Annotated in this window: 12 protein-coding genes; 10 read left to right on the top strand and 2 right to left on the bottom strand. The window is 34.3% G+C overall.

Annotation, left to right across the window (positions count from 1 at the left end; translation table 11 throughout):
* Positions 1-165: 165 nt before the first annotated feature.
* On the bottom strand, positions 166-366 hold the full coding sequence (locus ABF682_RS04115; RefSeq protein WP_289979431.1) for a hypothetical protein: 201 nt from the start codon (positions 364-366) through the stop codon (positions 166-168).
* Positions 367-404: 38 nt separating this feature from the next.
* Positions 405-2,174 carry an oleate hydratase gene (locus ABF682_RS04120; RefSeq protein WP_415619081.1) on the bottom strand — a complete coding sequence of 590 codons (1,770 nt, stop codon included), beginning with the start codon at positions 2,172-2,174 and terminating at the stop codon, positions 405-407.
* A gap of 222 nt (positions 2,175-2,396) precedes the next feature.
* On the opposite strand from ABF682_RS04120, the gene ABF682_RS04125 reads away from it, so the two are divergent.
* The 10 genes from ABF682_RS04125 (at position 2,397) to ABF682_RS04170 (ending at position 13,643) form a co-directional block, all read left to right on the top strand.
* Positions 2,397-4,286: a BglG family transcription antiterminator gene (locus tag ABF682_RS04125; protein ID WP_415619082.1), complete on the top strand. Its 1,890-nt coding sequence runs from the start codon at positions 2,397-2,399 to the stop codon at positions 4,284-4,286.
* The gene (locus tag ABF682_RS04130) at positions 4,279-4,749 is read left to right on the top strand and encodes a PTS sugar transporter subunit IIA (protein ID WP_415619083.1); all 471 of its coding nucleotides are present in this window, start codon (positions 4,279-4,281) and stop codon (positions 4,747-4,749) included. The genes ABF682_RS04125 and ABF682_RS04130 overlap by 8 nt, the downstream gene beginning before the upstream one ends.
* Positions 4,746-5,060 (top strand): PTS fructose transporter subunit IIB, encoded by a 315-nt coding sequence (locus tag ABF682_RS04135; RefSeq protein ID WP_289979425.1) that lies wholly within the window; start codon positions 4,746-4,748, stop codon positions 5,058-5,060. Before ABF682_RS04130 ends, ABF682_RS04135 begins: the two co-directional genes overlap by 4 nt.
* 2 nt (positions 5,061-5,062) lie before the next feature.
* A complete protein-coding gene (locus ABF682_RS04140) occupies positions 5,063-6,100 on the top strand; it encodes a PTS fructose transporter subunit IIC (RefSeq protein WP_415619084.1) in 1,038 nt (345 codons plus the stop codon).
* Between the two features lie 15 nt (positions 6,101-6,115).
* Positions 6,116-8,749 carry an alpha-mannosidase gene (locus tag ABF682_RS04145; RefSeq protein ID WP_415619085.1) on the top strand — a complete coding sequence of 878 codons (2,634 nt, stop codon included), beginning with the start codon at positions 6,116-6,118 and terminating at the stop codon, positions 8,747-8,749.
* 127 nt (positions 8,750-8,876) lie between these two features.
* A complete protein-coding gene (locus ABF682_RS04150; protein WP_415619086.1) occupies positions 8,877-9,287 on the top strand; it encodes a VOC family protein in 411 nt (136 codons plus the stop codon).
* A gap of 312 nt (positions 9,288-9,599) precedes the next feature.
* Positions 9,600-10,970 (top strand): glutamine synthetase family protein, encoded by a 1,371-nt coding sequence (locus tag ABF682_RS04155; protein WP_415619087.1) that lies wholly within the window; start codon positions 9,600-9,602, stop codon positions 10,968-10,970.
* Between the two features lie 40 nt (positions 10,971-11,010).
* A complete protein-coding gene (locus ABF682_RS04160) occupies positions 11,011-12,342 on the top strand; it encodes an APC family permease (protein ID WP_415619088.1) in 1,332 nt (443 codons plus the stop codon).
* A 23-nt stretch (positions 12,343-12,365) separates the two neighbouring features.
* On the top strand, positions 12,366-13,055 hold the full coding sequence (locus ABF682_RS04165) for a cysteine hydrolase family protein (RefSeq protein WP_415619089.1): 690 nt from the start codon (positions 12,366-12,368) through the stop codon (positions 13,053-13,055).
* A 147-nt stretch (positions 13,056-13,202) separates the two neighbouring features.
* Positions 13,203-13,643, top strand: coding sequence for a CopY/TcrY family copper transport repressor (locus tag ABF682_RS04170; protein WP_289979419.1), 441 nt, complete (start codon positions 13,203-13,205; stop codon positions 13,641-13,643).
* The last annotated feature ends 24 nt before the right edge of the window (positions 13,644-13,667 follow it).

Here is a 13,667-nt window from a genome sequence, read left to right on the forward strand (position 1 = left end):
TCTAACTTCGAATTACTCATAGCAAAGTGCCTGCTATGTTCGTAATTTCGAGTTAGTACTCAAATTTTCCCGACTTATAGCACACTCTCTAGGCAGTAAAAAGAAGGCATGGGTCAAAAGTTATGATCCATGTCTCCCTTTTATTACGCTTAGTTAAGTTTTTGCTTAGAGCCCATGACCGTTTGTTTCTGTTTCACGAATATAAACAGGGTCTGCAGCGGTTATTTTTGAAGAATTGACAGTACAACAATTATTAGACTTCTTACAGCAATGCCTATTTCTTAGAATCTTATTGCCATATAGATGGCCGACCGCAGCTCCGGCAACAAAAATAAGAGAAGCGGCAAATAAGGTATGTTTTTTCATTATTATTCCTCCTTGCAATATATGTTATAAACCGTTGGTTAAATTAAATTTGCGGCTTTAAAAATTTCTTCTAAATATGTTCCTTGAATTTTTTTCAAAAAAGCATCGAGTCCGACTTTTTCAAGCTTATTCAACGGGAGTTCTGGAAGGTTTTTTTGATCATTCAGATAGTAAATTGAATTTAAAATTGTCCTGAGATCGAATGAAGAAGCAAAGACTTCAGGGACTCCGCGGTCTACATCTAGTAATTGGTAGACTGCTTCCATTGCTGTTCTTACAGAATACTCAGTTGTAAAGACAGTGTCTCTTGGAGTTTCAGCAAAGTTACCAATAAAGGCAAGGTTTTGCGAACCAGCAGGAACAACAAGTGGACGGTCACCGGTAGTTCTTGGCATGAAGTATGAAGTGATGTAAGGCATGTTCACAGGAATAGAGTTAGCAGCTTGTGCTATATTGGCAATTTGATTTTCTGGAACGCCAATATGATATAAGAATTCCTCACAAATTTCTTTACCACTACATTCAGTAATCTTTTTTTGAATATAGTTACCGGGTTGATCAGAAAACAGACCATACAGCCATACAATTAATTCATTTGACCTTTGCTGTTGAAAATGAGGTTGTCGACTGATTGAGATTCCTAAAAGCCAATTTGAGTCTTTGATTGAGACGGGTCCACTAGTCACGATTGAACCGCTGCGAGGATCCTTACCAGTAATTTTTTTAATATAAGGAATGACGCGCTCATCCGTGAAAGTACACGTAGTTGAAATTACCCAGCTTGCTGTGGGAATATTTTTATAGAATTTGGCTGGATGCCCAAAATCTGAGTCTTGGCTTGCTAATTTTTCCCAGAGATTCCAACTTGGTCCAATTTCATGTTCTTTTGGTGCTGGGTGAGTATTATCGCCATAAGTGGTACTTTCTGTAATTGAACCGTTGGTAACAAATATTAAGTCATCTGCAGTAAGTGAAATCTTTTTCTTTTCTTCACTGCTGGTCAAGTCAAGTTCAGTGGCAATCTTTTTTTCAGTTGAGTGCTCAACGGTGATATTATCAACAGTTGTATTATATTGAAAATCAACATTTTTATTTTCAAGAAACTTGATAAGGGGTTTGACTAAGGATTCATACTGATTAAATTTTGTGAATTTTAAAGCTGACATGTTTTGGAGAGTCCCTACATGATGGACAAAGCGTAATAAATAGCGACGCATCTCAACGGCGCTAGCCCAAGGTTCAAAGGCAAACATCGTTGACCAATATAGCCAAAAATTGGACTTGAAAAATTCGGTCCCAAAAACCTCGTTAATCTTAACATCACCGAGTTGTTCCTCAGACGCTAAGACTAACTTTGCGATTTCTTCAATTGCTTTACGTGAGAGTGTCAATTGCCCATCAGTTGTAATCTGCTTACCACGATTTTCAATAGCTCGAGTTGTCGAATAACTTGGATCACTTTTGTTCAGCCAGTAGAATTCATCAAGTACCGAAACTTCTGGATCGTCTAAAGTTGGAATAGAACGAAATAAATCCCAAAGTGTTTCGAAATGAGGCTCCATCTCTCGTCCGCCACGAATAATATAGCTTCTTTGTTCGTTCAAAATACCATCCATGCTTCCACCCGGTAAAGCTAATTCTTCAAAGATATGAATTTGATTTCCAGGAACCTGCCCATCGCGAATCAAGAAGACAGCGGCGGCCAATCCAGCCAATCCAGAGCCAACAATATAAGCCGATTTATTCTCAGCATTTGCCGGTTTTTGAGGACGGGCGAATGCCTCATAGTTACCATTACTGTAATACATGGGAATCCCTCCTTAAGTAAAAGTTCAGCATAATTTTAGTTACACTTGTAACTAAGTTGAGTATAGAACACGGATTATAAATTTTCAATTAAAAGACGGAAAGGAAAGATCGTGGACAAGACAAGTTAATTCAGGTGTACTAGCATTAGTTCACTTTTATAAGTATGAAGAACAATTTTAATACAATATAATGAAACCGTATTCAAAAGGAGCTGATATTCAATGTCAGGGAAAAAAAACTTAGATGCAAAAGATCAAGCAATTTTAAACCTGATTTTAAAACACGGAACAATCCACTATCAGAATATATCTGAAAGTACTGGATATTCCAGAAAAACAATCGCAAACCATTTAGACCACATTGAAGAATTTCTGGACGAATACAGTGTTGAATTAATCAGAAAAAGGGGGACTGGGATACAAGTAAGAGGTGACGCAAAGCAGATAGGTATATTGAAAAAAATGTATTTTGAAAATGATGAAGTTACTCTGTCATTGTTATCGAAATTGACATTTTCAGGTAATCCTTTGAAGATTCAAGATTTAGCTGATGCATTTTTCTTAAGTAGAGCATCAATTGAGTCCAAAATTCAAAAAGTCAAGCCAATACTTGATCGATATGGGATTGCAATTAGAACTAAGGGCCATGAAGGCTTAATTGTTGATGGAACCTCCAAGCAAAAAAGAAAATTTGCAGCAGATTTATTATATAAGTTTTGGAATACACAAAATGATGAGTTAGTTATCGATGAGAAGATTCTAGCTAATATCATTGATAAAAGTTTATTAGAAAAAATAATTAAGATTACTGATGAATTTATAGTGAGTTCAAAGCTGAAGTTTACGGATTATGAAAAAGAATCATTAATAATTCATCTTGCTATCTCTTTATCAAGAATCGGTAAGAAAAATGAGTTTAGAAATTTTGAAGCGGATGGAATGATCAACAAAGAGACACTTTATCTGGTTCAAAAACTAGAAGATGAATTCAAGATAAAAATACCACTAGCTGAAAAAAACTATTTGGATATTCATATTCGCTCAGTGAAAGCTGGAATGAATGAGGAAATTGAAGCAAATTATAATTCCGAACTATTTGAATTCTTGGAACAAAATATTGATGAGTGTGATGCAAATCTGCTAAACGGATTAGTGCTGCATCTAACACCCGCAATTAAAAGAATTAATTTAGGATTAAGCATTAGAAACCCGTTGAAGGATGAAATTAAGCAAAATTTTGTTAGAGCTTATGAAGAGGCTTTAAAGCTGAGTAATACTATTCGTAGAAAATACAATGTTAACTTTGATGATGACGAGGTTTCATATATCGCATTACATTTTCAGGCATATTTTGAAAGAGAAAAATCGATTTTTAGTGTATATCTTGTCTGCAGTTCAGGATTAGGCACTGCACAATTACTCAAACAGCGAATTTTACAAAATTTTTCAAATCAATTGGAAGTTTTAAGAGTGTTATCCAATAATGAATATCAGAATTTGAGTGAAGACGAAGTAAAAAAAGCTGATTTGGTTATTGCGACGATTAATACGGTTGAGAGAGATGTACCATTAATTGTTGTAACACCTTTTTTGGATATTGGGGCAGTCGGAGAAATAAAAAAAGGTTTAAGAAATCTATCGTCTAGGAACAAAAGATTTAGAATGAGGTCCTTAATCAATCTTGATAATATTATTATAAAAAATGAACGTGTTACTTTTGAGAAAGCTGTTACGGAAGTCAGCAAAATCGCTGAAAAAAGTAAAATTTCCAAGGCGGGTTTAAAACAAGCTATTTTACAAAGAGAAAAAATATCGTCGACTTTTTATGATGAAGTAGGATTACCACATGCTACCAAAGAGCAAGTTAATCAATCTGCTGTGTTTGTTTTTGTCTCTCCTAAAGGTATTTATAAAGGACATGAAAAAGTTAATATTTTATTTTTCCTGCTTTTGACAGATGATGCAAAACCATTTATCAACGATTTTTATGAAGCGTTGAATGAAGTAGTTACAAATAAGAAGAAGATTAAAAAAATTGTTAAGGCTACAACACAGTCACAAGTTATCTATGAACTAGAATCAAGAGAAAAAGAGGGCAGTGAGAATGAATGATAATATAAGTGAATTTATTTCTGAAAAAAATATAGTTCTAAATTTAAGGGCCTTGAATCAATCGGACGCAATTCAAAAACTTGCAGTGATTTTAAAAGAAAATGGATATGTTGATGATGCCGTTGCTTTTCAAAGGGATGTGTTAGAAAGAGAAAAAGCCTCAACAACCGGAATTGGAAATGAATTGGCTATTCCTCATGGTAAAAGCGCACATGTTATTCAAACAACAATGATGTTTGCAAGAAATGAGGAAGGTATTGAGTGGAATTCTTTAGATGGCTCTAAAGTAAAAAATATTTTTCTGATGGCAGTTTCACCAGAAGACAAGGGAAATGAACATTTGAGGATGTTGGCAACTTTATCAGGTGAATTAATGGACGATGACTTTGTAGAAGCTATAAAGAAAGCTGATTCAAAAAAAAATATATTAAAAATATTACAAAAAAGGGGAAATGAAAGATGAAAATTGTTGGAATAACAGCATGTATAGCAGGAATTGCACACACATATATGGCAGCAGCTAATTTAAAAAAGTTTGCTAAAAAAGAGAACTGTGAAATTAAGATTGAGACACAAGGTGCGATGGGAATTGAAAATGAATTGACACAAGCAGAAATTGATGAGGCAGACGTAGTCATTTTTGCAGTAGATACAACTGTACAAAATGAAGAAAGATTTGCTAGGAAAAAGATTTTAGAGGTTGGAACGTCTAAAGTTGTTAAAGATGGAAAGACAACCATAGAAGATGCTATCAAATTAGCGAAAGGAGAATGAAGATGAGCGGATTTAAAGGAGAAATGAAGAAGCTGGCAACATATTTTCAAACAGGGGTTTCATACATGATTCCACTAGTTACAGCAGCAGGGTTACTGACATCAATTTCGGTTATTTTCGGTGGAAATGGTGTTTGGAATGAAACATCTACTATTTGGGGAAATATTAGGTTGCTGGGACAGACTGGATTAACTTTTATTGTTCCGATGATTGCCGCATATATTGCATTTGCAATTGCGGATCGTCCTGGACTAGCTCCAGCGTTTATAGTGGGATTGATTGCTTCAAAGATGGGAACAGGTTTTCTAGGAGGTATGTTAGTAGGGATTTTAGTTGGTTACAGTGCTAAATGGTTAAAAAAAATACCAATGCCAGCAAACTTACAAGCGGTTAAGTCCTTAATTATTATTCCGTTTTTAGCAACACTTATAATTGGCCTTTTGCTGATATATGTAATAGGTACACCTATTCAAACAATGACAATATTCTTAACAGCTTGGCTTAAAGGGATGAGTGGAGCAAATGCAGTGTTAATGGCAGGAATTTTGGGCGCAATGATGGCTATAGATATGGGGGGACCTATCAACAAAATTGCTTATGCTTTTGGAATGGCGGCATTTACCTCAGGAGGATATCAGGCAAGTACGGCTATGCTAATGGCGATTGGAATCCCTCCACTTGGAATGTTTGTTGCAACACTATTAGGTGGCAAGAGACTTTATTCTGAGCAAGAAATCGAAAGTGGAAGATCTGCATTAGTGATGGGGATTGTAGGAATTACAGAAGGAACAATTCCATTTGCGGTTGCTGATCCGGTTAGAGTGATTCCAAGCATTATTGTAGGAACTTCATTAGGCTGTGCGGTTAATGGATTTTTTGGAACATATCAAAAGACAGCCCTCTCAACAGTCATGGCAATTCCATTTTCTTCGAATTGGATACTTTATATTATTGCAATTTTCGTTGGTGTTTTCACTGTAGCCATTTTAGTCAATTTATTGAAGAAATTTACAAAAAGTAGTATTGAATCAGAAGAATAATAAGGAGGCAACAAAGTGGTAAAAGCATATCTTGTAAACCATACACATTGGGATAGAGAATGGTATTTTACGGTAATGGATTCACAAGTTTTAGCGGACCAAGTTTTTACAGAAGTACTTAATGAGCTTGAAACCCACCCAGATGCTAATTTTTGTCTTGATGGACAGACATCTATTCTTGATGAATATGTAAACACTCATCCTGAAAACTTAGAAAGAATCCGCAAATTAGTGAAGAGTGACAGATTATTTGTAGGTCCTTGGTACACGCAAACAGATGCATTGATACCTGATGCTGAATCCATTTTACGAAACCTTAATATTGGTATAAGTGAGGCAACTGAAAAATACGGGAAAGCAATGATGGTAGGTTACTTGCCTGATACATTTGGATTTAATGCACAAATGCCAATGTTGTTAAATCAGGCTGGAATAGACAGTATTCTTTTTTGGAGAGGAACTAATTTTAATACACAAGTTTCTTCACCCTATTTTAAATGGAAAGCTTTGAGTCAGGATACAGTAACTGCTGCCAATTTTCCTTTTGGATATTTTACAGGACAAATTGGATTAGATGCTAAGAAAAAAATGTCTAGTTTTATTAATGATAGGTACGACCCAAATATCAAGTTTTTACACGAATATGGTAATAATTCTGATGTTTTGATGCCATCAGGGATTGATCAGATGAATATTGTTCATAATATTGCAGAAACTGTAAGAAATATTAACGAGAAAAGTAATTATGAGACAAAAGTTTCTACTTATCAGGAATTTGTTGATATTTTGAAAGGAAAAGTATTACCCGAATATAGCGGTGAATTACGTTTGCCAACCTACTCAAGAATTCATAGGACTATCGGTTCAGTAAGGCAATCAATTAAAAAGCAAAATTTTGAAATTGAACAGAAAATTTTGAAGCGTGTTGAACCTCTGATGGTGATTGCGGAAAGTACTGGTATTGAAGTTGGCAGAGGCATGCTTACACAGTTGTGGAAAAAATTATTGGAGTCACAGGCACATGATTCGTTGGGAGGGAGTATTTCTGACAATGTTGCAGAGGATATTATGCATAGATTTAAGGAAGCAAATGAGTTGGCAGATGGGATTGAAAATTTAATTAAGAAGAAGATTGGAGAATCACTAGATCTTAATGATAATGAATTGCTTTTATTTAATACTACACCGCAGATTTTTGATGGATTTAAAAAAGTAAGAATTATGGCTCGTTCAAAAAATATTAAATTTGATAATGTTGAATTTCAATCAGTCGTGGTTGACAAACATTATCCGATGAGAAAACATGTTTTAAAAATGACGGAAAAGGGTAGAGAATATTTTGATGAACCCGAGTATTTTGCATTGACATGTACAATCAAGGTTCGGCTAGATTCATTAGGATATACGGTAATAAGATTTCATGATGTACCAGACGAGAATAATTCTTGTGTCTTGAAAGTTAATGATTATGTTGCAACAAAAAATATAAAATTTGAATTCAACAATGGGAAGATAAATTTTATCAGTGGAACTGAGGTTATTAATGACTTTATGTCACTGCTAGATGCGGGGAATGATGGAGATACCTATGATTACTCTCCTGTTGAAGATGATGAGGAGAGAGTCTTACCATTTAGTGAGTGCAATGTGGTCCGTGACAGTGATATATTGGAGAATTTAATAATAAGTGGAGAGCAGGTATTGCCTGAAACATTATCAGATAGAATAAATGGAAATGACAAGAAAAAATTTTCATACAAACTAGTAATAACATTGAATAAAATTACTGAAAGGTTTTCTTTTAAGGTAATTTTTAATAATAATATTGAATCGCATCGGGTACGATTGAGGATAAATCCGAATAAAGAAATTTTTAAGATTAAAGCAGGTATACAAGGTGGGATAATCGATGTTACAAATAAAAAAGTTTCCGAAAGTTGGCAAGATAAATTTGATGAAAAACCTGTAAATATATATAATTTTGACAAACTTCTGAATGTGAACGGTAATAATAAATCTTTTAGTTTCTTTCCGGAGGGATTAAAGGAGTTTGAGTTTGATAATAAGTATCTTTATATAACCTTATTATCTACCACTGGACAATTAGGAAAGCCAAATTTAGCGTGGAGACCAGGGAGAGCATCAGGGGATACTACAAATGAAGGACATATTATGATGCCCACTCCAATGGCACAGGAAAAGGGTGACTGGGAGTTTTCTGTTGGGATGGTATTGAACAAAACAGATGAATCGCTTAGCTTACTTTCAAGAGAAATAAATACAGCTTTTGATCAAAGTATTTCTTACCAAAAGCAGACATTAAATCTATTCATAAATCGATTAGACAATAAAATTTGGCCAACAGAAATTAGTTATCAGATTCCAAGAAAATTGTCATTGCTTGCTGTTGATCAAGAATTAGTGGTATCAGCAACTTATCCATCCAAAGAAAAAGGGAAATATCTGGTTAGAATTTTAAATGCTTCAAGTGAGATTATTGACATAAAAAACAAAATTAGTAGAAAAGCGGTTAAAGTCGATATATTTGAAAATGAACTTGCTGATGAAACTAAGATAATGCCTTACGCATATGCAACCTTCAAAATTAGTAACATAGTTAAATTTAGGAAAAATGAATTGGAATTATGATAGAAGTCGCAAAACCTGTTTAGCAACTGATAGGATTTGCAGAGAAGCTCTGATTGTTGGGACAGGGAAAATTAATATTATGTGTGTTAGTCTAGTATTAACAAATAATATTAGGAGTATTCAAATTTTGAAAAAAACAGGTACAATTAGTCATATTGAATTATACGTGAGAAACTTGAAGGAAACACGGAACTTTTGGGAATGGTTATTGATTGACAAGCTCAATTATCAACTTTTTCAGAAATGGGCGGATGGAGTAAGCTATCGCTTTGATGACACCTATATTGTTTTTGTACAGACCGACAAGATAGAGCCAAAATATAATCGAACAGCGGTGGGACTAAATCATTTAGCCTTTTATGTTGAGTCTCCCCAAACTGTTGATTTTATTCGCCAAGAAGTTCATGAACGAGGATATAGTGAGTTGTATGCAGACAGCTACCCTCATGCAAGTGGTAATGATGTGTACACATTATTTTTTGAAGATCCAGATAGGATTAAGGTTGAAATTGTTAGTGATGAGAAACGAAAATATTAAAAAGATAAGATAAATGTATTAAAAATAAAAGTAGAAATATTAGCTAACGATTGATTTTAGATTAAAATTAAATATGAACAAAAAAAGATGGAAAAAAAATTAAAAGCCATCTTTTTTAATTTATACTAAATAATAATGAATAAATATTGTTATTATAGATAGTTTATGTATAATTACATAAAATAGATATTGAAACATTGAAAATTATGCTATGTAGATACTGTAGTTTTAGAAAGATAATGATAAATATGAAAACATACTTATATCTGCATAAGTTATAAATATTCATAAAAATAATGAGGAGGAGTTTGGATGATTGAACAAAATTTAGAAGAAACTGCAAGAGCACAGGCTTTTATTGCTACTAATAATATCAAACTCTTAGAATTTGTTTACGTTGATTATAATGGAATTACACGTGGAAAAACTATCACGGTTAAGAAATTGGGTAATCACTTGATAAGTGGAATTGGAATTACACGAGCAATGTTAGGCATGAATGCACATGATCAACTTCAAGATATTCCTGGAATGTCTGCAGTGGGTGAAGTACGACTGATTCCTGACTTGAAAACACTAACTTTAGTCCCAGGCGTCAGACAAATTGCTACATTGATGTGCAATCATTACGATACAGCGCAAAACCTGTATGAAGCTGATCCTAGATTATTATTACAAAGTGTTCTTGAAGAATATGCAAATTTAGGCTTGAAAACAATTGGAACATATGAAAATGAATTTATTTATTTCAAAAAAAATGAAGAAAACGAATTGGAACCACTTGACGAACATCCTTGTTTTAGTATTGATGCAACTGACATTTTTTATCAAATGCTACCAGATATTTTAGAAACACTTGAAGAGAGTGGAATAAATGCAGAACAATATTATCCTGAGGCTGGTTTTGGTCAACATGAGTTATCAATGGAACCAACAGATTTGTTAAGCGCAGCGGATAATGAGATTAGATTTAAGCGAGCAATCAAGACGATTGCAAAAGAACATAATTTATTTACTACATTTGCACCAAAACCAATTCTTACAACTGAAGGAAATGGTGGACACATTCATTTTTCACTATGGAATATTAAAGCTGATTCAAATGCATTATATGATGAATCTGATGAGATGAAGCTGAGTGTGTTAGGTAAGTACTTTGTTGGGGGATTACTCAAGCACATAAAGGCGGTAGTTGCGCTTACTTGTCCAACAGTTAATTCATACCAGCGCTTGCAACCGGGAGAATGGAGCTCTGCCTATGCAACATATGGGCAAGATAATCGCGAAGCTGCAGTTCGCATTCCGTCAACCTTTTGGGGAAATCAAGAAAGTTCAATAAATATTGAATTGAAAGCCAGTGATGCTTCTGCTAATCCTTATTTGGCTATTGCAGGAATACTGTTAGCTGGTCTTGATGGAATTAAAAACAAAATCTTACCCAATCAGCCTCTAGATGTGGATCCAGCAGAATTATCAGCAGAAGAAAGAAAAAAATACGGAGTTAAGAAATTACCAAATTCCCTTACTGAAGCGCTTGAAGAACTTATAGCTGATAAATATTTTAAGAAAGTATTACCAAATAAATTGTTAGAAGCATATTGCAAAGTTAAGAAATCAGAAGTTAAGTTTTATGATGGAATGGAACCGAAAAAAATTGCAGAAATACATCGTATTATCTACTAATAAGAGGATAGCCTATGGACATGGAATGAGAGGAAAAAGGATGAGAGAAGAGAAAAAGTTATCTTTATTAGAAGTTTTTGGTTTATCAATAGCAGTTGTTGCACCAACAGGGGCGATGGCATTTAATACTGCAGGAACGGCAGCAGCAACGGGATCAGCGATTCCACTGGCGTTTATTTTAGGCGGTTTGGGAATTTTTTTTGTTGGAATATCTTTTGTTGAGTTAGCACATCATATTCCAGGTGAAGGTTCAGCATATGCTTATAATTCTAAAGCATTTGGTGAACGAATTGGATTTCTATCTGGTTGGGCTTTAACACTTACCTATATTGCTTTCACGGTCGGATGTGTGAGTATATTTTCGAATTTTGCAGATGTTTTCTTAAAACATTTTGATATTAGTATACCAATTCCGGTTTATATCGTAATTGCATTGGTTGCTGGCTGGTGGTTAAGCCATAAGGGTATTGAATTCTCAACAAGATTTGCCTTAATTCTTGAATTAATTTCTGTTGCAGCTTTGGCAATTTTAGCGCTAATAATTATTTTTTCTGGCGGTAATAATGGTAACTCAGTAAAGCCATTTACTTTGTCTGGCACACCATTAAGTGGGTTGGGAACTGGGATGGTTTTTGCTTTATTATCATTTGCCGGCTTTGAAGGAGCTGCAACAGTTGCACCACAGGCAAAAAAGCCAAAAAAAGCAATTACTGTTGCAATTTTAGGAACTGTAATTTTTGCAGTTATCTTTTATGTAATTGTCAGTTATGCACAAGTTATTGGTTTTGGAACAAAAAATATTGCAAAACTTGCTAATTCATCAGCGCCGTTAAATTATTTAGCCACTAGATATGTCGGAAGTTATATGGCTGTATTTATTGACTTTGCAAGTTGTACAAGTTTTTTTGCCTGCTATTTAGGGGCGATGAATGCAGCGGCCTTTATGATGAAAGCATTGGCTGATAATGGTTACCTTACGTCTTGGTTTTCAGTTGATAGATCATTGGTTGCAACCCCTAAACATGCACTAGATACAGTTTCTGTAATTGCGTTAGTTGCATATATAATTTTTGGATTAAGGGTTGGACCAACTAATTTCTATAATTACTGTGGTACATTAGGTACATTATCACTATTGTTAGTTTATGTGATGGTCAATATTGGCGCAATCAAGTTTTTTGTGCATCATCGTGAGTACTTCTCTTTTTGGAAGCATTTATTTTCACCAATCATGGGAACTTGTGTACTGATTTATCCTATTTATAGTAATCTTTGGCCTGTTCCAGACTTTCCGATGAATTTGTTTCCATACATTGTAGTTGTTTGGATATTAATAGGATGGGTAGTCTCATATAAGAGAAGATTAAACTGAAAGTCAAATAGAGAGGTGTATGGATGGAAGATACATTATATTACTCAACAAACAATAGTGGCGCTTTTGTTTACTCAATTGAAAGGAAAAGTACAATTCTTTTAGTAGTGGATATGCAGAACGAATTTGTACTTGATAATACTGGAGATGCAGTGAAATTCAAAGAAGAAGGAACTTTTGAGCAATGGCGACCTTTTTATGAACGTATCAACCAAGTTGTTGTTCCTAATAACAAAAAGCTATTGGATCTTTTTCGTAAAAAAGAGATGTTAGTGTCTTATGCTCGAATTGCAAGTTTTAGAAAGGACGGTCGAGATCGTTCTCCTGTACAACGACGTCCAGGATGGAATAATATTTTACTACCAAGAATGTCTTATGGAGCACAAATTATTGATGCACTTTCTCCTGAAAAAGAAGATATAGTTGTTGAAAAGTCAACAGATAGCGTGGTTAATGGAACAGCATATGTCCAATTATTGAATAACTTGCAGATTAAAACAGTAATAGTAACCGGTGTTGTTACAGATCAATGTGTAGCAACATCGGTGAGAGATTTAGCAGATCGTGGGTTTAATGTTATTGTTGCTGAAGATGCTTGTGCAGGAGCAACAATGGATGTACATGAGGCGGAATTAAAAATTATGAATCATATTTATTGCGATGTAATGCGAACTAAAGATGTCAAACAATTAATTGAAAATTTGTCAGAATAAATGTAGAGTAAAATTTAAAAATGGTTCCAGTGTTAATTGATGAAAAGTGATTAATTAACATTGGGGCTTTTTTGTGTTGACAAGTGTAAACAAAAGGATTACCATATATTTGTGGTTACAAGCGTAGACAAAAAAAGAGTGACATGGATGACTGCAAGTGATGCAACAAAAATGAGTCCTGCAGAATGGGAATTAATGCGAATTATTTGGACCAAGGGTGGTGCAAGTAGTTCAGAGGTAATTGAATTGATACAGAAAAAACGTTCTTGGACAGAATCGACAGTCAAGACTTTGTTAAGAAGACTTGTGAATAAGGAAATTTTGCAGACTGTAAAAGATGGGCGTAAGTTCATTTATCATCCGACTATTGAAGAAAAAGATGCGATGAATGAGAATGTTACGGAGTTATTTGATCATTTATGTAATATGAAAAAAGGCAAAGTTGTAATTGAATTACTCTCCAAGTTGGAATTAAGTCGTACGGATATCCAAGAGCTACAGAAAGTACTTGTACAAAAAAGCAAAACAGCACCAGAAGTGATAAAGTGTGATTGTTTACCCGAAGGAATGAAAGATGATTGCTGTTAGACTTACCAGAAAATAATCAGGAGG

It is taken from the genome of Liquorilactobacillus sp., from assembly GCF_047719775.1.
Classification (GTDB): Bacteria; Bacillota; Bacilli; order Lactobacillales; family Lactobacillaceae; genus Liquorilactobacillus.